The sequence below is a fragment of the Kocuria coralli genome (genome assembly GCF_008831305.1).
Classification (GTDB): Bacteria; Actinomycetota; Actinomycetes; order Actinomycetales; family Micrococcaceae; genus Kocuria; species Kocuria coralli.
Map to the genome: position 1 here is coordinate 130,226 of NZ_ML708617.1, position 18,619 is coordinate 148,844.

Genomic DNA, 18,619 nt, shown 5'->3' on the forward strand with positions numbered 1-18,619 from the left:
CCATGAGCAATCAGATGACGATCGAGAACCCCCGGGCCCAGGCCCAGCAGCGACTGGCCGCGAAGTCCCCGCAGGCCTGGGAGGCCGTGCTGGCCACCATGGGCGCGGTGACCCCGGTGATCCGTTCGGTGATGGTCTCCTCCGGGATGGCCGGTGACGTCGACGACGTCGTGCAGGAAGCGATCCTCTCGGCCGTGCTCTCAGCCGACCGATGGGACCCGGCGAAAGGCCCGCTGGTGTCCTGGGTGACCTCGATCGGGAAGCGGCGGGCGATCGACCACATCCGCCGGCAGCGCCGTGGAGGTGCGTCCTCGGTGGTGATCGCCGGACAGGGCGGAGCCGATGAGGACACCCCGGTGATCGATGTCGCCCAGGCCTCGTTCGAGGACCGGGTGCTGGATCAGGACGAGGCCTGGACCACGGTGAGGGCGGTGATGGGTCAGGTGCAGCTGGTGCTGCGTAACGACTCCACGGTCTCCCGCGCCTTGGTGGTGCTGGTGGAGTGCGACGGGGAAGTCTCCCGGGCCGCCCGGCTACTGGGCCTGGCCGAGCCGGTGGTGCGCGAGGCACGGCGGGAAACGATCCGGATGGCGATCGTGGTCCACCGCGCCCTCCAGCTGCACCAGAACGGGGCCCCGATCACCGTGCAGAGCCTGCTGAGCTGCCTGCCCGACGAGGTCGGGGCCTGGACCCGGATCGTGGCCGTGGAAGCCGTGCGCGCCGGCGGATTCACCCGCGTCAGCCCCGAAGACGTCGCCGCCCGCACCGGTTGGTCGACCTCGACCGCGAGGCAGCGCCTGGCGGACACCCTCTGGCTGCTGTCGGTGGCACGAACCATCGGGGAACACGGACGGTTCTGAAAAAGCAGCTGGGGTCATAGTTGCACGTCTTTTAGTAGGACTTCTTCTGTAACGGTATTGTGTACTTTTGACATACCGAAAAGGAGGGCGGCAGGGGTGGTATCTAAAAGATATGATGACGATAGTCGAATTAAACTCTTCATGAGAAGCGCGCACAATATTATGGAGAAAAATTACTGGGAGACTTCGATCCGCCCACTCGGCAGATCAGATTTATATTCAAAGTGGGAAGTGAAAATATTTTATAACACTAAACAAGTGATGGGTAGTCCACCTAAAATGAAGGACATTGAGTTAGACTACGTTCTGCCAGCGGTGAGAATGTTTATTATGGATTCGGAGGAGGTGAACTTTACTAAGGTCATCCAGTCGGCTGAAGCCCTAGGTGTAGATGAGGATGTGGGGTCTATAGCGGCACTTCGTAGGAGCTGGGAGGATATATGCAAGCCGAAGTTTCCATTCTTTGTCCACGAGGGCAAGGCTGTGGGGATGCAGATTGAGTCCGATGGGGATCTGATCCGTTGGGATGACGGAAAGGCGAAATCAGGAGACCTTGAGGTATTCCGGGTCTCGCTATTCGATGTTATTGATGCCTACCTGAATAACAAATTGTTACACCCTACCGAGCCTCACAAGCGGCCCAAAAGAAGTGCTACTAGAGAGATTGTGGATGCACTACCAGAGGGTCTCGAAAAGAACTTATTGGTAGCCGCTTCTTCTGGGCTGGTCTTGGTGTTAACTGGGTTGCATAATGTGCTTGGATCAGATTCTCGCTGGAAATGCTCGCGGACATGCAGTGAAAGAGCCATTTTGCGTCGTTTGCAAAGAAAGACGCAGGGTGCAAATTGATTGTTAGCAATACTTGAATAGTCCAATAATTACCTCGAATTTATTAAGTTTGCCCTAGGTGGAACTGTGGTCACTCGCAGTTATTGCGCCCCGCTCCTATGGCCGTCAAGAAATCGTCCAACAAGCGCATACATCTCAGCAGGGTTCTTCGATGGATGGTCGTAGGTGATCGCTTGTTGAGGAGGGGTAGTGATGGCTGTTCAGACGGAGTTCGATGTGAAGTTCTCGTGTGGGCATCGGGAGACACGGGATCTGTCCGATCGGCCGGCGGGGAAGCGGAAGGGTTTCGCGTCCTGGCTGGCTAAGGGTGAGTGCTTGGAGTGCTGGAAGAAGTCCAAGCAAAAGGAGGAGCTGGGCTCCCGGCGGGAAGCGGCCGCTGCGGATGCGAAGAAGATGGGCCTGCCGGAACTGGACGGATCAGAGCAGCAGCTGTTGTGGGCGCCGCTGTTCCGGGACTCGTTGATCAAGCACGCGCATGAGGATCTGTGCCGTGGTGAGGATCCGGTGATGAGCGAGGACGAGTTCGAGGACAGGATCATGAAGCATGCCCGGGCGATCACCCGTGCGGGGTGGTGGATGGACCAGGCTGATGCCGAGTCGCAGGACTTGGAGGAGCTGGTGAGCACCGCCCTGGATGATGAGGATGCGGTCAATGGATGCGAGAACCCGCTGTGAGCGCCCCCGCCGAGACGACGCCACCGGCCGGCCGGCTGCCGCGGGAGATGACCCAGCTGACCTTCAACGGCAAGGGCCTGGTGCACTGGATGGTCTCCGACGTGGCGGGCTCCATTGCCTCGCGGTATGGGCTACGAGAGGAAGCCGAAGCGCTGGGGGCGTTACCGGTGCCCTCGACGGATAGGCGCAGTCCGAATGGCACCGCGGCGCTGCTGGAGCGCACGCGCACCGCGGTGGATGCCGCACACGACGAGGTCATATCAGCGGTCTTGAAGACGGGTTCATCGTGTCTAGGGGGTGTCCGGTTTCCAGAGTTCCTGCGGGAGGCTGAGTACGGGGCACGCCGGCCGAGGATCTGGCGGGCTCCGGTGCGGGCTGCCTCCGAGATCATGCACGCGGCGGTGTCCGTCGAGGCACACCGCGACGGCTTGGACGAGATCAACGGCTACCCGGTCGACGAGGACTCGGGGTGGCTGGGCAGCTTGCTGTGGTCGATGGAGACCGATCTGCGCAACCACGCGCGTGAGGTGACGCGCTGGCCGCTCATCGAGGGCGAAGTCGAAATGATCCTCGGGGGTAATCAGCGGTTCTGGTCTGCCGAGGAGCTGGAGGCCGGCAGCTAGAACGACACTGCGCCGTCGACGACAGAGCGGGTGCCCAGGACGAGAGTCCCGGGCACCCGCTCTTCTCATGTCCGGAGATGCGTGGTCAGACACACGTGGGGCGGGGGTTGTGGTGATGGCGCATTGAGGTGGTGATCAGCGATGCGCGATGAAGAGACTGGACAGGACCCGGCGCGGGAGCCGGCGGAGGCCGAGAACGAGGCTGTCAACGAGGACCAGGAGGGCACCGGGGGCCGCCGGCGGCTGGGATTGATCGGGCGTGCTCGACGAGGGATGTGGGCGTTCTTCCACCCGCCGCAGGCGACCTGGACGGCGCCGGGAGAGCAGCGTTTGCGTGCTGCCGGTGGGCGGTGGGTGGAGCGGATGAACGCCTCACCTGGCATGCGGCTGGTGGTGGCGGCCGCAGCGCTGGTCGTGGTGATCGCCGTGGCCGTGGCGGGGTGGGCTGTGGTGCGGCAGGACTCGGGTCCGTCGACGCCGGCGCCGGCCGGCAGCCACAGCGGTGAGCCCTCGGCCTCGGGGACCGCTGAGCAGCTGCCCGGAGCCGAATCCACGGAGAACGGCAGCGGGCCCGCTGAGGGTGAGAGCGGGGAGGTCGAGGCCGAGGAGCCGGTGGGGCAGACCGCGGATGAGGCGGCACTGGATCGGATCAACGAGGACGAGGACCTGGTGGTCTCCCGGGTCGAGGACGAGCAGGACCCGCTGGTGACCGGGGCGAGGTTCCTGCGCTCGATCCGCACCGTGGACACCAGGGACACGGAGCCGGCGCAGTGGTATGAGGCCAGGGACAGTTTCCTGGCCTCCTCGCAGGAGGGCCAGCAGACCGATTGGGGTGAGGCCGGGGACCAGGAGGCCTCGTCGAACGCGGTGGTGTCCTGGGCAGAAATGGACGCCGCCCTGGAGGCGGGCCGCGGGGTGGCACCGGACTTCGCCTATGGGCCGCAGGAGGTGCCGGGAACCCACCTGGTTCAGGTCGGGGTGCGCCTGGAGCGTGAGATCACGGCCGGGGATCAGCGCCTGGACACGCCCTCGGGGGCTTTGCTGGAGGCGGTGGTGGTTTGCCCGCCGTTCGAGGGCGTGGATCGGTGCGTGGTCACGGATTGGTCGGAGGAACCCTCCGGGTTCACCGGTCTGTCCGATGAGGCGTGGGAGCCGGCGCTGTGAAACGCACCGCGCAGCGCCTGGGCGTGGGGCTGATGCTCAAGCTGGTGGGGATCCCCGCCTTCTTGATGGGCGTCCTGACGCTGATCCTGGTGGTGCTGCTGTCAATGCTGATGCTGCTGATGGGCGTGGGGGCGGCCTCGGCCAAGGACGAGCACGACACCCAGGTCGCGGCGGCTAACACGAACGCCGGCGGAACGTGCCGGGCGAACGCCGCGGAGGGCGGCGGAAGCGGTGTGGAGGTCCCGGAAGCGTTCGTGGGCCCGGTGGCTGACGCTGCGGAGGCCTCGGGGCTGCCGGAGGAGATCGTGGCCGCGCAGATCAATGCCGAGTCCGGGTTCTCCACCTCGGCCACCTCCCCGGTGGGGGCGCAGGGGCCGGCGCAGTTCATGCCGGCGACCTGGACCCAGTACGGCGAGGGCGGGGACCCCCGCGACCCGGAGGACGCGATGGCCGCCTACGGGCGGTACATGCAGCACCTGCTGTCCCTGGCGGAGGGCTGGGAGACCGAGGACGGCCCGGATGCCGCCCGCCTGGCGGTGGGGGCTTACAACGCCGGTGAGGGCGCGCCTGGGCTGTCTAACGGTGAGCTGCCGCCGTATCAGGAGACGCAGAACTATGTGGAGCGCATCTTCGACGGGGCGCAAGAGGACTTCGCTGTGGAGTGCACCCAGGTGGCCTCCGCTGCTGATGTCTCCGATGTGGAACTGGGCGAAGGGGAGTGGGCCAACCCGCTGCCTGGAGGCCAGTTCACCTCCGGTTACGGGGCGCGGAACTTGATGCCTGGGTGTGGGGCTGGAAATTACGACATCGCCTCGGGCTGTCACGCGAACTTCCATCTCGGGGTGGATATGTCCACAGGGGCTGGCACCGACCCTGGGGGCACGGTCGTGGCACCGACGGATGGGGAGATCGTGTGCGCACCGGGTGCGGAGTTCGACGGCATGGTGCAGATGAAGGTCGATAACGGCACTGATTCGGAGATGCTGCTGAACTTCATCCACCTGCACCAGAACAACGTCCAGGTTGGCGACGAGGTCTCCCGCGGGGATCCGATCGGCATCGAGGGCAACGTGGGGCTGTCGTTCGGCACGCACCTGCACTTCGAGGTGATGAAGCCAGGCACCCCGGCCTGCACCAAGCCGTGGGAACGCGACGGAAGCGGCGAACTCTACAACGTGAACCCGGAACCGATCATGAAAGAGAAAGGGGCGCTGTGATGCGCAGGAATGGAGCACGAGCAGCGGTAACGATGGCGGCCGCGGTGATGGCGCTGACCGGTTGCGGCGGCGGTGGGGATCAGCCGGCACCGGCACCGACGGTCTCGGCGTCATCGACCCCTGAGACCCTGCCGGGCGCTGAGACGGCGGGGCCGGCCAGTACCCCGTCGTCGACGGCAGGTGATCCAAATGGATCACCTGCCCCGGGGTGGTCGACGGAGCTGTCACCGGGCCCTGGTGATGTCGCCGGCAACGGTGTGGTGGCTCCCTCGCCCTCTCCGGCGCTCGAGGGAGACGGGAGAGAGTTCCCGGGCTTCCTGGATATGTCGACGGTGGATCGGTCGTCGAAGGAGGTGGTGGCGATCGAGGCGATGCGCGCCCTGGCGGTGTGGGACACCACCCAGGACACCACACCTTCGGATGCCTCGACCCGGGTCCAGGAACTGGTGACCCAGGAGGCACTGGAGTGGAGCACGGGGGGTTCGGGGTCCTGGGCGCCGATGTGGTGGCGGCAAGCACAAGCCGCCGGCGCCTGGTCCTCAGCGGACACGGAGGTGGTGCCCACGATGGAGCACGGCGAAACCCGCGAGGGCATGGAATGGATCTCCGTGGAGGTGACCTGGGCTTGGCACGCTGCCGAAGGGGAGGTGGTCCCCGAGGGCGGCACCCGGGCTTGTACCGCTGCGGTGGAGGAGGTCGACGGGCAGGAGACCGTGACCGCCTACCACTGTGAGGACCAGGAGGCGGCACCTAGCGAATCCTCGTGACGCAGCAGAACAGCAGTGAGGGGCAGGACAGAAGTTAAGGGGCGGGACACCTGGTGGTGTCCCGCCCCTTGGGTTGTTGTGGTGCTCACCGGACGGTCATGGTGCTGGCCGTGGTGGCCGCGGTGATCGTGGCCGCATCGGGCCGGTGGCCGGCGGTGGTGAGCTGCTTGATCCGCGCCGGCTGATACCCCGACCAGTGCTCGGTGCCGGTGTCGGTCTGGTGGACGACGACGGGGACCTGCCGGTAGCCCAGGGTCTCGGTGACGTGCCGGTAGGCCTCGGGGTCCTGGGTGACGTCGCGGGGTTGGTAGTCCACGCCGGCTCGGTCGAGTGCCTTGACCGTGCGATCGCACTGGATGCAGTCGGGTTTGCCGTAGACGGTGATCATGATGACCTCCTCCATTCTCGAGAACCCCGGGGGTGGGGTCTCTGGTGGGAGGTCATCGGTGACCCGCCGGCGGACTGTGCGGCAGCACGGGCACAGCTCAGCGGTAGCGCAGGTACAGGGCGACGAGAACGAGGATCCCGGCGAAGATCCAGCCGGCCTTGGTGGAGATCATCCACAGCAGGAAACGCACGGCGTTGACCAGCAGCTGGAAGCCCAGGAGGAGGAACGCCAGGCCGGCGAGGCTGACGGTGAAGAGAAGACCGGCGGCGGTCATGGTGTGCTCCTTCGTTTGCTCCTGTTACCAGGATGCGGTGCTGGTCAGACATCGCAAGAACCACCGGTCGAGTGTGACGCGCCCCAAGGGGAGGGGCAGCAACACACGGCAGAGCGGTGAGGCGATGGCTGCTTGGAAGGGCTGGTGCGTCACGGGACCGATGAATGGTTCCGGGCCGGCCCGTAGGAGGGGCCATGTGGACAACCAACTCCGGTGAAGCCGTTCCCGGGCTGGCTGGGCTGTCGGGCACGATCCTCGTCGCCAGCCTGATTCTGCTGGTGCTCGGGGTGGTCGTGGGCGTGATCGGCGTCTACGCCGGGAAGAAGGCCCACCAATCCGAGCTCGTGGGTGGCGCGTTGATGGTCACGGTACGTGTCGGCTTCGGTGCGGCGGTGATCGGTTCAGTCGGCTCGCTGGTCGCCGGCGGAAGCACGCTCTACGCCGTGGACAAGGTTGAGGTGGAAGCCGTTGAGGCCGAGTCAGGCCGTGGGGAGTGCTCACAACCGCGGGAAGCCATTTTCGTCGATGCCGGCAACGGCTTCACCGACGACGTCGCTTCCGAATGGGCGGCGCTGGTCTCCAGCGAGTACGAGCACGACGTGCGGGACTTCAACGAGGTCACCGTCGATTACTGGCCGGACCCGACCTCGGGCTGCGATGACGGCACCGTCGATTCCTGCCGGATGGTCCACGTCAACGGGCGGCAGAACAACATTCTGAACCTCCGGCAGGTGGACGAGACGGTCTCCCCGGCTGGTGAGTGCTCGACCGGTGAGCCCGAGGAGGTGGCCTTCAGCTAACCGATCTTCACCGAAACCAAACGTATTCATCCACGAACTGAAACCTACGAAATATCTGAAGCAATACCTGAGGAAAGAGGGAGAGAAATGCTGGAGCTATTGACGACAGAGCTTTTCGGACAGACGGCGGCCAACGTGAGCGTGTTCGCTCAGTCTTTCGACCCGGGTGTGACGGTCCAGTCCGATGCACCGTTCCTGCCGGCGCTGCGTACCGCGGCTGGGTGGGCGATGGCCTTGGGCCTGATCTTCCTGGTGGCGATCATCGCCGTGGGCGGTGTGCTGATCGGCACGGGAAAGATCACGAACACCCCGGGCAATCAGTCGAAGGGGTTCATGGTGGTGCTTTTCGGCATCATCGGCTCCGCCGTGGTTGCTGGGGCCAGCGCCATCGTCTTCTTCGGAACCTCGATCGCGCTCGGCAATGCCGCTCCGCCGGAAGCGGCACCTGCCGCTGGTCTGATCAGCATGCTCGGCGCGTTCTGAGCCCGGGCTGATCACAGAGGATACGGAGGTGGAGTCATGGCCACGGTGATGACAGGTCAGAACATCGGAGACTGGCTCTCCGAGGGTTCCCGTGACGGGTTCCAGGCCACGGTCGAGCGGTTCGCGGAGGACTCTTGGACGTTCCTGCGCGATGCGTTCGAGGCCTCGAATCTCTCACCCGAGTGGTGGGCCGGGGTCGTCGGGGCTGGCGATGACCCAGGAATGCTGTGGGTGATCATCGTGGTCATGGCTCCGATCCTGGTTGCGCTGGTCGCAGCCCAGGTAGTGACAGGGGTGTTCCAGTCCCGATCGGACAAGATCCTGCGCGGTGCCGCAGCGGGGTTCTTCGGGATCCCGGTCACGATGATTCTGGTGACGCTGATCATGTCAGCGGCCGCAGCCTTCGACGGGGTGACGAACTTCATCCTGGAGGTCAACGGCGAGACCCAGAACATGTCCGGGTTCATGCAGCTGTTCGGCTTCGAGCTCAACGATCAGGGTGAGTTCCAGCAGGCCAACAGCGAATACAACATCTGGCGGGGTGTGGGGGACAACGCCGGCGGGTTCGAGCTGATCGTGCCGGCGGTGCTGGCCGGGGTGATCTGGCTGGCGTCGATGTTCCTGTCGTTCATGCTCTCGCTGCGCACGATGCTGCTGGTGCTGCTGACGGCCTTCGCAGCAGTGGCCGTGTTCGGCCTGTCGCTGGATGCCACCAAAGCGTGGTTCTTCCGCTGGCTGGCGATCATCTTCGGGCTGCTGATCGCCAAGCCGTTGGCGGCCGGCACGTTGGTGATGGGCATCAGCGTTTTCCGGTACGCAGCGACCACTCAGCAGTTCGTGGCCGCGCTGGTGTGCGTGGTGATCGCCGCCGTGATGCCACTGGCCACGATGGGGATCTTCGGGTTCACCGCCGTAGCGGCCGCCGGTGGAGCGGAACGGTCCATGGCAGGGGCCACAGGAGCCGGCGGTCGTGTCGGCGGACGAGTCATGCAGTCGGTGACCCGACTGATCAGGAGGTGATGGGTGATGGCTGAGCATAGAAGCGAGTTGGCACCGGTGCAGTTCCCCCGTGGTGGGGGCAGCAAAGCGGTGCTGTGGCTGGACATGTGGCAGGTGATCGGCGCCGGCGGGCTGCTGATGGCGTTCATGGGAGTGATCTTCATTTCCTCTGCCACCTCCTGGTCCTGGTTCAGTGTGCTGGTGATGGTGCTACTGCTGATCGCGGTGGCAGGCACCATCGTCAACGTCTCCGGGAGGCCGCTGCCGTGGTGGATCAAACAGCGCTACCGCTCGATCCGGCAGCGGGGCAAGAGCCAGGACAACTTCGTGGCTCAGGCGCCGTCCCAGCGGGAACTGGCCGCCGATGAGGAGGCCGAGGAGGCCGCGATCGCAGCCGGCGTGCCGGCACCAGTGCGGCTGCGGCTGCCGGGTGAAGCCGCGGAGCTGCGCCTGTACACCCTGGATGGTGGGTCGGCCCTGGTCTGGGATCCGGTGACCAAGACCGCCACGGTGATCGCCCGGGTCTCTCCCCATGGGTTCCGGATGGCGGAGCCGGAGGACCAGGCCGATGTGATCATCAACTGGTCCGCGATGCTCGACAGCCTCTATGCGGAGCCTGGCGTGATCGCGGTGCAGGCCTCGGACACCATCACCACGGCCAGTGCCGCTGAGATCCGGGCAGCCTACGAGCGGCAGGTCCAGGAGGCAAGGTCAAACGGCATGGCTGCCGGTCCTGACCTCTCACCGCTGCTGCACAACGACTACCTGGGGCTGCTCACCGGTGACCGGTCGCAGGTCCAGCACGACGACCTGGCGGCGATCACGATCTCCCAGCCGGCCGTACGCGAACAGGTGAAGTCCAATGGCGGCGGGATCCCAGGGCTGCTGTCGGTCATGCGTCGGGCCCAGCAGGAGTACGAGGACCTGCTGCACGAGGCGAACGTCGATGTGATGGCGTGGCTGGATGCTGACGCCCTGTCTGCGATCACGCGCCGGGCTTTCATCCCCGATGAGGCGGTGGCGATCACTGAGGGCCGCACCGTGGTCACCGCGGCCACGGCCGGCCCGATGGGCGTGGATGTGGAATGGGACCGGCTGCGCGTGGATGGCGCCTGGCACCGGGTGCTGGAGATCTCGCAGTGGCCCACCCGCCCGGAAAAGCCCGGGTTCATGCGCCACCTCAACTCCGGGGACTTCCCGCACGTGGTCACCCAGATCATCCGACCCCAGGGCGTGAACGCGGGCATGAAAAAGGTGCAGGACCGACTGAATGACCAGCACTCGGCCGCGGTGATCCGCCAGCAGATGGGCCAGTCCGCCAAGCTCACCGACGCCGCAGTCAACACCGACCTGGACCGTACCGGCCAGGAGCTGCTGGCCGGGCACGGGATGGCCCGGTTCATGGGCCTGGTCGTGGTCTCCGGGTCCAGTGAGGACGAGCTGGAAACGAACACCAAACGGATGATCTCCGGCGCTACCCGGGCAGGGTGCGAGCTGCGGACCCTGTACGGGCAGCAGTGGCCGGGGTTCCTCTCTTCTGCGGTCCCGCTGGGCCGTGGACTGATCAAGGCGAAGTGAGGAACAGGGCATGGGTAAGCACAAAGCCGAGATGCACATGATCACCTGGGAGGCCCCGGGCCTGTCCCGCCCGGAGCGCCGCAGCGCACGCCGGGAGGCCCAGAAGGAAGCCGCCCGGCTGCGCAAGCAGTGGAACCGAGACAGCGGGCAGAACAACGTCAAGGGCCTGGCCCGACGGACGTTCGCAGCTGGCGGTGAGGCCCGGGCCAGGAACCTTCGGGCCTCGGGGTTGATCTCGCGCCCGGAGGTCCGTGAGGCCTCGACCTTCACCCTGGCCGGGGCCTTCCCCTGGGTCTCCCAGTCGGGGCTGGGCACGGTGAGGGGCTTCATCGGGATGGTGACCGAGGGCGGGGGCATGTGGTGCGTGGATCCGTGGGAGTGCTACAACCGCGGGCTGATCACCGGCATGTCCTGCGTGCTGATCGGCACCGTGGGCACCGGCAAGTCCACCACCACCAAGGCGTGGGTCAAGCGCATGGTCCAGGCCGGGCGTCGCGCGGTGATCATGTCGGACCCGAAGGCCGAATGGGTGATCGTGGCCAAGGGCCTGGCGCCCGATGGTGTTGACCCGGAGATCACGATCGGGGTCCCGGGCAAGGTCATCAACCCGCTGGATCCCGGCAAGCGCCCGGCGACGAACCAGTCCGGTGACGCACTGGATGATCACGAGTGGGTGCGGATGGTGCGCTCTCGCCGGGCGTCGGTGATGAAGACCATCGTGCAGGTGCTGTCCAAGCAGAGGATGAGTGGGGACGAGAACCTGGCGCTGACCCAGGCGATCGCCGCTGCTGCTGCGGCCAAGGGCGAGGACCTGGCCTCGATGACCCCGCAGACCCCGATCGCGCAGGCCGCGGTGATCTCCCCGACGATCCCGGATGTAATCCATCACCTCTACAACCCCTCGGAGGAAGACGCCGAGGTCACCCAGGGTGCTGGGCGCAGCGTGGCGAACCAGCTGCGTCAGCTCGTCGACGGGGACCTGGCGGGGCTGTTCGATGGGCCTTCGACGGTAGCGATGAACGAGGACCTGCCGATGATCGTTTTCAACACCCGCCCTCTGGGTGAGCTGTCGGTGGAGGCCCGCAAGATTGCCAGTCACTGCGTGTCCTCGTGGGCCGAGTCCGTGTTCACCAACCGGGACTCCGGGCAGCGGATCGCTGTCTATGAGGAGGGCTGGGAAAACATGGACGATGAGCCGGCCCTGGAGCGGATGGTGCGGCAGTGGAAGCTGGCGCGTGACTACGGGCTGTTCAACATCTTGATCCTGCACAAGCTCAAAGATCTGTTCCGCGCCGGCGATGAGGGCTCACGTGCCCGTGAGCTGGCGATGTCGCTGCTGGCAGACACCGATATTCGGGTGGTCCACCGGCAGAAGTCCGATCAGCTGGCAGCCACCGGGGAGATGCTGCGGCTGACGGCCTCGGAGCAGGAGGAGATCTCCCGGGCCCCGAAGGGTCAAGCCCTGTGGAAGATCGGGGAGCAGGAGGGCCGGATGGTGAAAACCATCCGCTCCAAGCTCGAAGGCGAGCTGTTCGACACCGACCACGCCATGGCTGCGGCCTGAGGAGGAGACCGTCATGCAGAACAACGACGACACGTGGGGCTGGATCATCGGCATCGCCTTCGGGCTGGTCGCCCTGGTGTGGGCCGGCATCGTCGGAACCGGTGCGCTGGTGGCACGGGTGCAGTGCGGGCAGTGGCCAGAACAGATGGGCCCGATGGCGGTCATCAACTTCTTCCGCCAGGGCGGGGACGCGCTGGCGACCGAGTCAGGATGCACCCCCTCGGTAGTGGGCATGGGCGTGCTCGTAGGCCTGGTGCTGCTGGTGGTGATCGTGGCCACGGTGTTCGCCTGGGTGCTGTGGTCGCGGTGGGCTGAATCCGACGCGAGGCTACTGAGGCAGCTGTGCAGCCGGCACGGGGTAGCGAAGTCCCGTGAGGTCCGTCAGAAGGCCGGTGAGCCGGCGCTGATGCAGAAGGCGTCCGCGGTGCGCCCCACCTTGGAGGACCCCAAGCCGACCGACGTCGGCCTACGGGTGGGGACCTCCCAGGGCGCGGACGTGTGGATCACGGCCGAGGACTCCGTGGTGGTGCTGGGCCCACCACGATCGGGTAAAGGCTTCTTCATCGCGATCAACGCCCTACTGGATGCCCCGGGAGCGGTGGTGACGACCTCGACTCGCGGGGACAACGTGCGGGCAGTGTGGGAGGCGCGGCAGAAGATCGGCCCGTGCGCCCTGTTCGACCCGCAGGGGCTGACGAAACTACCCTCGACGCTGAAGTGGTCGCCCTCACAGGGCTGTGAGGACCCTCTGGTGGCCTCCCGGCGGGCGCAGGCAATCGTGGGGGCGTCGTCGATGGGCCAGTCCTCCTCGAACCAGGAATGGGCCGGTGTGGCCACCACGATCCTCCAGTACCTGCTGCACGCGGCAGCGATCGGCGGGGTGGACACCCCCACGCTAGGCCGGTGGGGCGCCTCCCCGGGCCTGGCCGAGGAAGCGGTGGGGATCTTGCAGGGCTCCCCGCGGGCCACCCCGGGGTGGGGATCCGCCCTGGACACGGAACTGAACTCGGATCCGCGGATGCTGCCCTCGAAGTGGATGGGGGTCTCCTCCGCAACGTCGTCGCTGATGCTGCCCGAGGTCGCTGACGTGCTCAACCCGGCACCCGGTGAGGGCCTGGACCCGAAGACCTTCCTGGAGAACAAGGGCAGCCTGTTCCTGGTGGGCACGAAGACCGGCGGCGGGGCGGCCGCGCCGATGCTGATCGCGCTGATGGACGCGATCAGCGCCCAGGCCAGGGAAATGGCGGTCTCTATGCCCGGCAACCGGCTGGATCCGCCGTTGTCGCTGATCCTGGACGAGATCGCCAACCTCGCCCCGTGGAAAGAACTTCCCACGATCATGTCCGACGGCGGAGGCGTGGGGATCTCCACGATGGTGATCCTCCAGTCACCCTCCAACGCGCGAGTGGCCTGGGGCGAGCAGGAAGCCCAGCAGATCCTGGACTCCGCCACGATCACGATCCAGCTCGGGGGCTCCGGCAACGACCAGGAACTCAAGCGCCTGGAGAACCTGATGGGCGAACGCGTGGTGAAAGAACGGTCCAAGACCTGGTCCAACACCGGCACCTCGACCGGGGAGCAGGCCCACAAGGAGGCAGTGATCACCGTGGCCGAGCTGCGCCGGCTGCCCACCGGGACGGGGCTGCTGCTGCTCCGGTCGGCGCGGCCGATCGTACTCACCATGTCGAAGTGGGTCGATCGTAAAGACGCCGATGAGATCAAGGCCGCGATCAAGCGATTCGATCACCGGCTGGCTGAGGCCCTGACCGCCGGCACCGATTCGGTGAACGCGTGAGCGCGGCCAGGCATGGGGTTCTCACTGGCCAGAAGCGGCAACACCGCCTATCGCGGGTATCTGCGCTCAGGGGCGTGGTTCCGCCGGCGGCGTGCCTGGTTCACCGCGGTCAAGGACAGCGGCCGGGAAGCGGTGTGCCAGGTCTGCGGCACCACGCAGCGGCTGGATCTACACCACATGAACTACGACGGGGTCTCCCAGACACCCACCGGGGCGTGGGTGTCTGGGGAGGCCGACGAGGACCTGATGCCGTTGTGCCGGACCCATCACGAGCAGCTGCACGAGGAACTGGACCGACGTCGACGGGACTTCTGGGGGCGGGATCGACGACGCGCAACAGCGATGATCGTCGTGGGGCTGCGCAAGCGCCGACAGCGTCAGAGCACACCAGGACCACGCCGAAGGGGACGACGATGATGACGAATACACGGGGGAACGCGCGGGGGATGAATACCTACGACGACGTCAAGTGCTTTATCTGCGTCAAGGAGGGGGAACCAGGCGCGGAGCTGGTCGAGGGCAGGTGGCACGGCAAGAAGATCTGGCTGTGCCCGGATCACCACAGGATCGTCACGACGAAAATGCGCCGCGACGCGATGACAGAAGACCAGGCCCTGGACGCGATCACCAACTCAGTGATGAAGGCCCTGTTTCCGGGCTGGAAGATCAAAGACCAGGAGTAGATCAGGAGTAGGGATGAGCCAGCACATCGACACCGATAACACCGCAGCCCACACCGTGGATGGATCCAGCCCGGGGGAAGGCGATCGTCAGGATCCACCCTCGAGTGTCGGGTCGATGTGGGAGACGCTGGCACCGCCGGCCGACGTCGACCAGCAGACCGGCCCGGCCGCCTATGAGGACTCCGCAGTCAGCGACGTCACCGAGGAACTTGCGGACGTCCCGCAGTGGCTGGGCACCCGGTGGCGGGATCTGCCCGAGGAGTCCATGGGCGAGGTCTGGACCTGGTTGCGTGGCTGGGTCGACTGGCTGGTGGAGACCCACCGGATCCCTGTCGATGAGATCCCTGCTTGCTGGTACAGGCACCCGGAGATCGTCGAGGAACTATGGGCTGCGGCCAACGCCGAGGCGCAGGCGTGGGAGGCCACCACGCCGACGATGACGCCGATGACGGCTTGGCATTTCCACCTCGGGATGATGCGCGACCGGCTGGCCGGCAAAGCCAAGGCCTGCGTGGCCAAGAACGCCCACGTTCCCACCCGGTCCTACCGGCCCGGTGTCGGCGCGGCGGTACTGCCGATCGACGAGGCCGATTGGGCCGGGCACCTGGCAGAGATCCGCGACACCCAGCCCGTCTCCGTGTCCTCCACGCAGCCGGCTGCCAGGTGGCGGATGTGCGCGGTCGACGTCGACGAGCAAGTGCTGTCCTCGGAACCGGTCGACGTCGCGTCGACGTCGCCGTCGATGCCCTCAACGGTGACTGCGGCGGTGCGCCGGGGAACGGATACCGCCGGCGACGTCCTGCTCACGGCCACGGCCATCGTCGGGGCCGGTGGCGGGGTCACGGCTACGTGGTGGGAGTTCTCCACCGATGGGGGTACAACGTGGGAGAAGGTCATCACCTCAGAGGTCGACCGCTCCCCGGGAAAGAGCACCAACGGTCACCAGGATGAGGATGAGCAGTCTTGAGTGAAGACATCGCTAACATCGACGCCGATATCGAGGCCCTGTTCGCTGCGCTGGAGCTGGCCGGGGTCGTTGCCGACCGCGCCCGCCGGGACGCTGCGCGCCTCGCGAAGTACGTCTCCAACCACGCCCCGCGGACCCGCCAGGAGTGGGAGAAACGAGCACAGCTGCGCGATGCCGACGGCAACGAACTGGGCTGGCTGGACACCTCCCAGGCCAAGAGGATCAGCCTGGAGGATGCCTCCGGGGGCAGCGATCGCGGCTTGAACCCCACGCCGGCCCCGGCGCAGGAGGCGGCGCCGGCGCCGGATGCGCAGCGGGAGAAGCCGGCCGGGGAGCTGGTGGAGATCCAGGGCCAGTTCTTCGAGGTCACCCAGGGCAAAGAGCAGGGCACGCCCGAGCAGGTGCGCCCGATCAGTGTGGAAGAGGCTCAGGCAAGGATCCAGGCACACCGCCCGGATCTGAACGCGCGCCTGGTCGGTGAGCAGGATCCCCGCCTGGAGATCACCGCCCAGGGCAAGGAAGCCGGCACCGACACCGAGCGGATCCGGGCCGTGAAAGAACCAGCCCAGCAGTCCCAGCAGCCTGAGCAGGTCAAGGAGACGCAGCAGCCGGCGGCGATGCGCGACCGGGCGTGGATGGCTGGTGTGGTGGCCATGACCGATTCGTGGGAACGGCCTGGTGCCGATCACGACGGGGTCAGGATCCAGCGCCCGGAGATCTCCCGGCAGGACGCCTCCGTGGTGCTTTCGCCGACCGGGTCCAAGGACACCGGGGTCAACGTGCAGCTGCACCGCGTTGATGGGACCGTGCACGTCAGGGACCAGGAAGGTCAGCAGATCAGCTCCATCGGGGCCGGTCGGCTGCTGGGCACGACTTCGGAGAGGGCCCGGCAGCTGATCAGCGACGCCGGGGACGCGATGAAGGCAGGCGCCACAGCCTTCGACGCACGCGCCCCGCAACAGGCCACCGCCAAGACCGCTACGGGCCCTGTTGGTGCTACTGGCGCCGAGCACACCGTGACAGGGCCTGGCGCCTGGTCGCCGGGCCCGCAGCAGGGGCCTGGGCAGTCGGCCGCGGAGGCCTTCGGCGGTGGTGCACCGCGCGCCACCGGCAGCACCAAGCGTGCTGAGCCGGTGGGGGCGCCGGATACGGCTGAGGTCGTGGCCTCCTCGCGGATGGCCGGCGCGTCGGCCTCGCGCTGAGAAACAGCTCACCTACGGCCCCGGGGCCCGTCACCGATACATCGGTGACGGGCCCCGACCCTCGGGGTGCGCATGAGATGAGGAGACTGCTATGGCTGTTAACGTCCGAGATTTCCACGTCACCGGGAACCTGGTGGATGACCCCAAGACGATCACCACCAACGCCGGCAAGGACATGACCGTGTTCGACCTGGCCGAGAACACCCGGGTCCGCGAGGGTGAGCAGTGGGTCGATGGTGAGACCAACTACTACAGCGTCGGGGTCAGCAACGAACGCCTGGGCCGCAACGTCGAGTCCTCGCTACGCAAGGGCGACCGGGTCAAGGTCGAGGGCACCCTGTCCTCCTCGCCGTTCGTGCGCAACAACGGGGAGGCCGGAATCAATCACCGGGTCTTCGCCGATGACGTCGCCCCCTCGCTGCGCTGGCACACCGCCGAGCCCCAGGCCGATGGACAGAACGCCAACCGCACCGCCGGGGCCGTCCAGGGTCAGCAGAGCCCGAGCACCCAGGCCCAGGGCGCCGGCGCCGATGAGTACGCGGGCTGGACCGCTGCGGCCCCCGGCTCCGGCGGCCTGTCCCGCTGAGGACCCAGCACACGAACGTGGGCCACCGGTTATCAGCCGGTGGCCCACACTCATGCCAGGGGCAGGTGATCCATTTGGATCACCTCTGATGATGCCCCGGGGCGGGTGGTTCCAGGGGGATTCCCCAAGGGAGCGACCGCGGGGTACCTCCACGCAGGGGTTGAACGCGGACTCGGCGTGGCTTTCTTATGTCATGAACTGAACATCACGAGTCCGCGGTTTATCCACGTCCTATGCTTTCTGGTCCGTGGGTAAGTCAACATGCCCCTCCTTGTCCGTGCTGTGCAGGGAGACGAGCTACGGCCACAACCGGTGAATGTGCACGGTGGTACCTCAGATCGAAGGACATCAAACATGAGTAAGGAGCATCGGCCGCGACGACAGGGGCGTGGGCGATGGGCGGCCCTTGTCCCGGGGATACTTATCGTGCTCGCGGCCGGTTTTGCTGCCCTGTTTTGGGGACCATCTTTGCTTACAGGTGCCTGGGTTCCAGAAGGAAGCTCACCCGAGGAGGTTGATCTTCACCTGAGATTGGCGCAGGTCATCACTCTGTCCATCGGTGGTGCGATAGCGATCGTGGGTGTCGGACTTAGCCTGTCCCGGCACCACGAGGAACTGGAAGCCAACAAACGCGACCAACGACGTCTTGACGCGGAGCGAGACCGGGAACTGCGAGAGCGCTACGTAACGGCAGTGGAGCTTCTATCCGACTCCGAGCGTCCCATCAAGCGCACCGCTGCCCTATATGCACTTGGGGCCCTGGCTGATGACTGGCACAGCGCAGGTCGACACGACGAGGTTCAGGTTTGCATCAACACGATCACTGGGTACCTCCGTCAACCCCTCGACGGCCTACTGCAACACCCACAGGACGAGACCCCGGCGAGATCCGCAGAAGAAGGACATACGCCTTCCCCTGATGTCCCTAAGCAGGAGCTGCATAACGAGGTCTCGGTTCGCACCACTGGGTACAAAATCATCGCAAACCACCTCCGCGAAAACGCAAACCCTTCATGGAGTGAGAACCAGTTAGATCTGAGTGGTGTCCAAATCTTCCATCCCGTTGACTTAACGAATATAAAAGTAACGGGCAAGGGTTCCGTGGACCTGGGTGGAGCGACGATCACCGAAGGGGGGTCCGTGTA

The 18,619-nt window shown here is 65.9% G+C and carries 21 protein-coding genes; 19 read left to right on the plus strand and 2 right to left on the minus strand.

Annotated features, from left to right (window positions below; all coding sequences use genetic code 11):
* The first annotated feature begins 2 nt into the window (after positions 1-2).
* The 7 genes from FCK90_RS08550 to FCK90_RS08580 all read left to right on the plus strand — a co-directional run bounded on the left by FCK90_RS08550 (position 3) and on the right by FCK90_RS08580 (position 6,155).
* Positions 3-860, plus strand: coding sequence for an RNA polymerase sigma factor (locus tag FCK90_RS08550; RefSeq protein WP_158033889.1), 858 nt, complete (start codon positions 3-5; stop codon positions 858-860).
* Positions 861-956: 96 nt separating this feature from the next.
* Positions 957-1,709 carry a hypothetical protein gene (locus FCK90_RS08555; RefSeq protein WP_158033890.1) on the plus strand — a complete coding sequence of 251 codons (753 nt, stop codon included), beginning with the start codon at positions 957-959 and terminating at the stop codon, positions 1,707-1,709.
* A gap of 192 nt (positions 1,710-1,901) precedes the next feature.
* Complete coding sequence (locus FCK90_RS08560) at positions 1,902-2,384, plus strand: hypothetical protein (RefSeq protein WP_158033891.1); 483 nt, start codon at positions 1,902-1,904, stop codon at positions 2,382-2,384.
* Entirely contained in the window at positions 2,381-3,007 is a 627-nt protein-coding gene (locus FCK90_RS08565) for a hypothetical protein (RefSeq protein WP_158033892.1), read from the plus strand. The genes FCK90_RS08560 and FCK90_RS08565 overlap by 4 nt, the downstream gene beginning before the upstream one ends.
* 141 nt (positions 3,008-3,148) lie before the next feature.
* Positions 3,149-4,171 (plus strand): hypothetical protein, encoded by a 1,023-nt coding sequence (locus FCK90_RS08570; protein WP_158033893.1) that lies wholly within the window; start codon positions 3,149-3,151, stop codon positions 4,169-4,171.
* Positions 4,168-5,388, plus strand: a complete 1,221-nt coding sequence (locus FCK90_RS08575; RefSeq protein WP_158033894.1) for a peptidoglycan DD-metalloendopeptidase family protein — start codon at positions 4,168-4,170, stop codon at positions 5,386-5,388. Before FCK90_RS08570 ends, FCK90_RS08575 begins: the two co-directional genes overlap by 4 nt.
* A 323-nt stretch (positions 5,389-5,711) precedes the next feature.
* Complete coding sequence (locus FCK90_RS08580) at positions 5,712-6,155, plus strand: hypothetical protein (RefSeq protein ID WP_181954247.1); 444 nt, start codon at positions 5,712-5,714, stop codon at positions 6,153-6,155.
* Between the two features lie 85 nt (positions 6,156-6,240).
* On the opposite strand, the gene FCK90_RS08585 is transcribed toward FCK90_RS08580, so the two are convergent.
* A complete protein-coding gene (locus tag FCK90_RS08585) occupies positions 6,241-6,543 on the minus strand; it encodes a glutaredoxin family protein (RefSeq protein ID WP_343029892.1) in 303 nt (100 codons plus the stop codon).
* Positions 6,544-6,640: 97 nt separating this feature from the next.
* Positions 6,641-6,817 carry a hypothetical protein gene (locus FCK90_RS15370; protein WP_181954248.1) on the minus strand — a complete coding sequence of 59 codons (177 nt, stop codon included), beginning with the start codon at positions 6,815-6,817 and terminating at the stop codon, positions 6,641-6,643.
* A gap of 194 nt (positions 6,818-7,011) precedes the next feature.
* Between FCK90_RS15370 and FCK90_RS08590 the strand changes: the two genes are divergently transcribed.
* From FCK90_RS08590 to FCK90_RS15550, 12 genes are all read left to right on the plus strand, one after another.
* On the plus strand, positions 7,012-7,617 hold the full coding sequence (locus FCK90_RS08590) for a hypothetical protein (RefSeq protein ID WP_158033896.1): 606 nt from the start codon (positions 7,012-7,014) through the stop codon (positions 7,615-7,617).
* A gap of 87 nt (positions 7,618-7,704) precedes the next feature.
* Positions 7,705-8,100 carry a hypothetical protein gene (locus tag FCK90_RS08595; RefSeq protein WP_158033897.1) on the plus strand — a complete coding sequence of 132 codons (396 nt, stop codon included), beginning with the start codon at positions 7,705-7,707 and terminating at the stop codon, positions 8,098-8,100.
* Positions 8,101-8,136: 36 nt separating this feature from the next.
* Complete coding sequence (locus FCK90_RS08600; RefSeq protein WP_158033898.1) at positions 8,137-9,120, plus strand: hypothetical protein; 984 nt, start codon at positions 8,137-8,139, stop codon at positions 9,118-9,120.
* Positions 9,121-9,126: 6 nt separating this feature from the next.
* The gene (locus FCK90_RS08605; protein WP_158033899.1) at positions 9,127-10,677 is read left to right on the plus strand and encodes an SCO6880 family protein; all 1,551 of its coding nucleotides are present in this window, start codon (positions 9,127-9,129) and stop codon (positions 10,675-10,677) included.
* A gap of 10 nt (positions 10,678-10,687) precedes the next feature.
* Positions 10,688-12,241, plus strand: coding sequence for a hypothetical protein (locus tag FCK90_RS08610; protein WP_158033900.1), 1,554 nt, complete (start codon positions 10,688-10,690; stop codon positions 12,239-12,241).
* A gap of 13 nt (positions 12,242-12,254) precedes the next feature.
* On the plus strand, positions 12,255-14,036 hold the full coding sequence (locus tag FCK90_RS08615) for a type IV secretory system conjugative DNA transfer family protein (RefSeq protein WP_158033901.1): 1,782 nt from the start codon (positions 12,255-12,257) through the stop codon (positions 14,034-14,036).
* Between the two features lie 12 nt (positions 14,037-14,048).
* Positions 14,049-14,453 carry a hypothetical protein gene (locus FCK90_RS08620; RefSeq protein WP_181954249.1) on the plus strand — a complete coding sequence of 135 codons (405 nt, stop codon included), beginning with the start codon at positions 14,049-14,051 and terminating at the stop codon, positions 14,451-14,453.
* A gap of 29 nt (positions 14,454-14,482) precedes the next feature.
* Positions 14,483-14,719: a hypothetical protein gene (locus FCK90_RS08625; protein ID WP_158033902.1), complete on the plus strand. Its 237-nt coding sequence runs from the start codon at positions 14,483-14,485 to the stop codon at positions 14,717-14,719.
* A 13-nt stretch (positions 14,720-14,732) separates the two neighbouring features.
* Positions 14,733-15,686 carry a hypothetical protein gene (locus tag FCK90_RS08630; protein WP_158033903.1) on the plus strand — a complete coding sequence of 318 codons (954 nt, stop codon included), beginning with the start codon at positions 14,733-14,735 and terminating at the stop codon, positions 15,684-15,686.
* The gene (locus FCK90_RS08635; RefSeq protein ID WP_158033904.1) at positions 15,683-16,888 is read left to right on the plus strand and encodes a hypothetical protein; all 1,206 of its coding nucleotides are present in this window, start codon (positions 15,683-15,685) and stop codon (positions 16,886-16,888) included. The genes FCK90_RS08630 and FCK90_RS08635 overlap by 4 nt, the downstream gene beginning before the upstream one ends.
* Before the next feature lie 91 nt (positions 16,889-16,979).
* On the plus strand, positions 16,980-17,474 hold the full coding sequence (ssb, locus tag FCK90_RS08640; protein WP_158033905.1) for a single-stranded DNA-binding protein: 495 nt from the start codon (positions 16,980-16,982) through the stop codon (positions 17,472-17,474).
* Positions 17,475-17,828: 354 nt separating this feature from the next.
* A partial coding sequence (locus tag FCK90_RS15550; RefSeq protein WP_220433309.1) for a hypothetical protein occupies positions 17,829-18,619 on the plus strand: 791 nt, incomplete at its 3' end.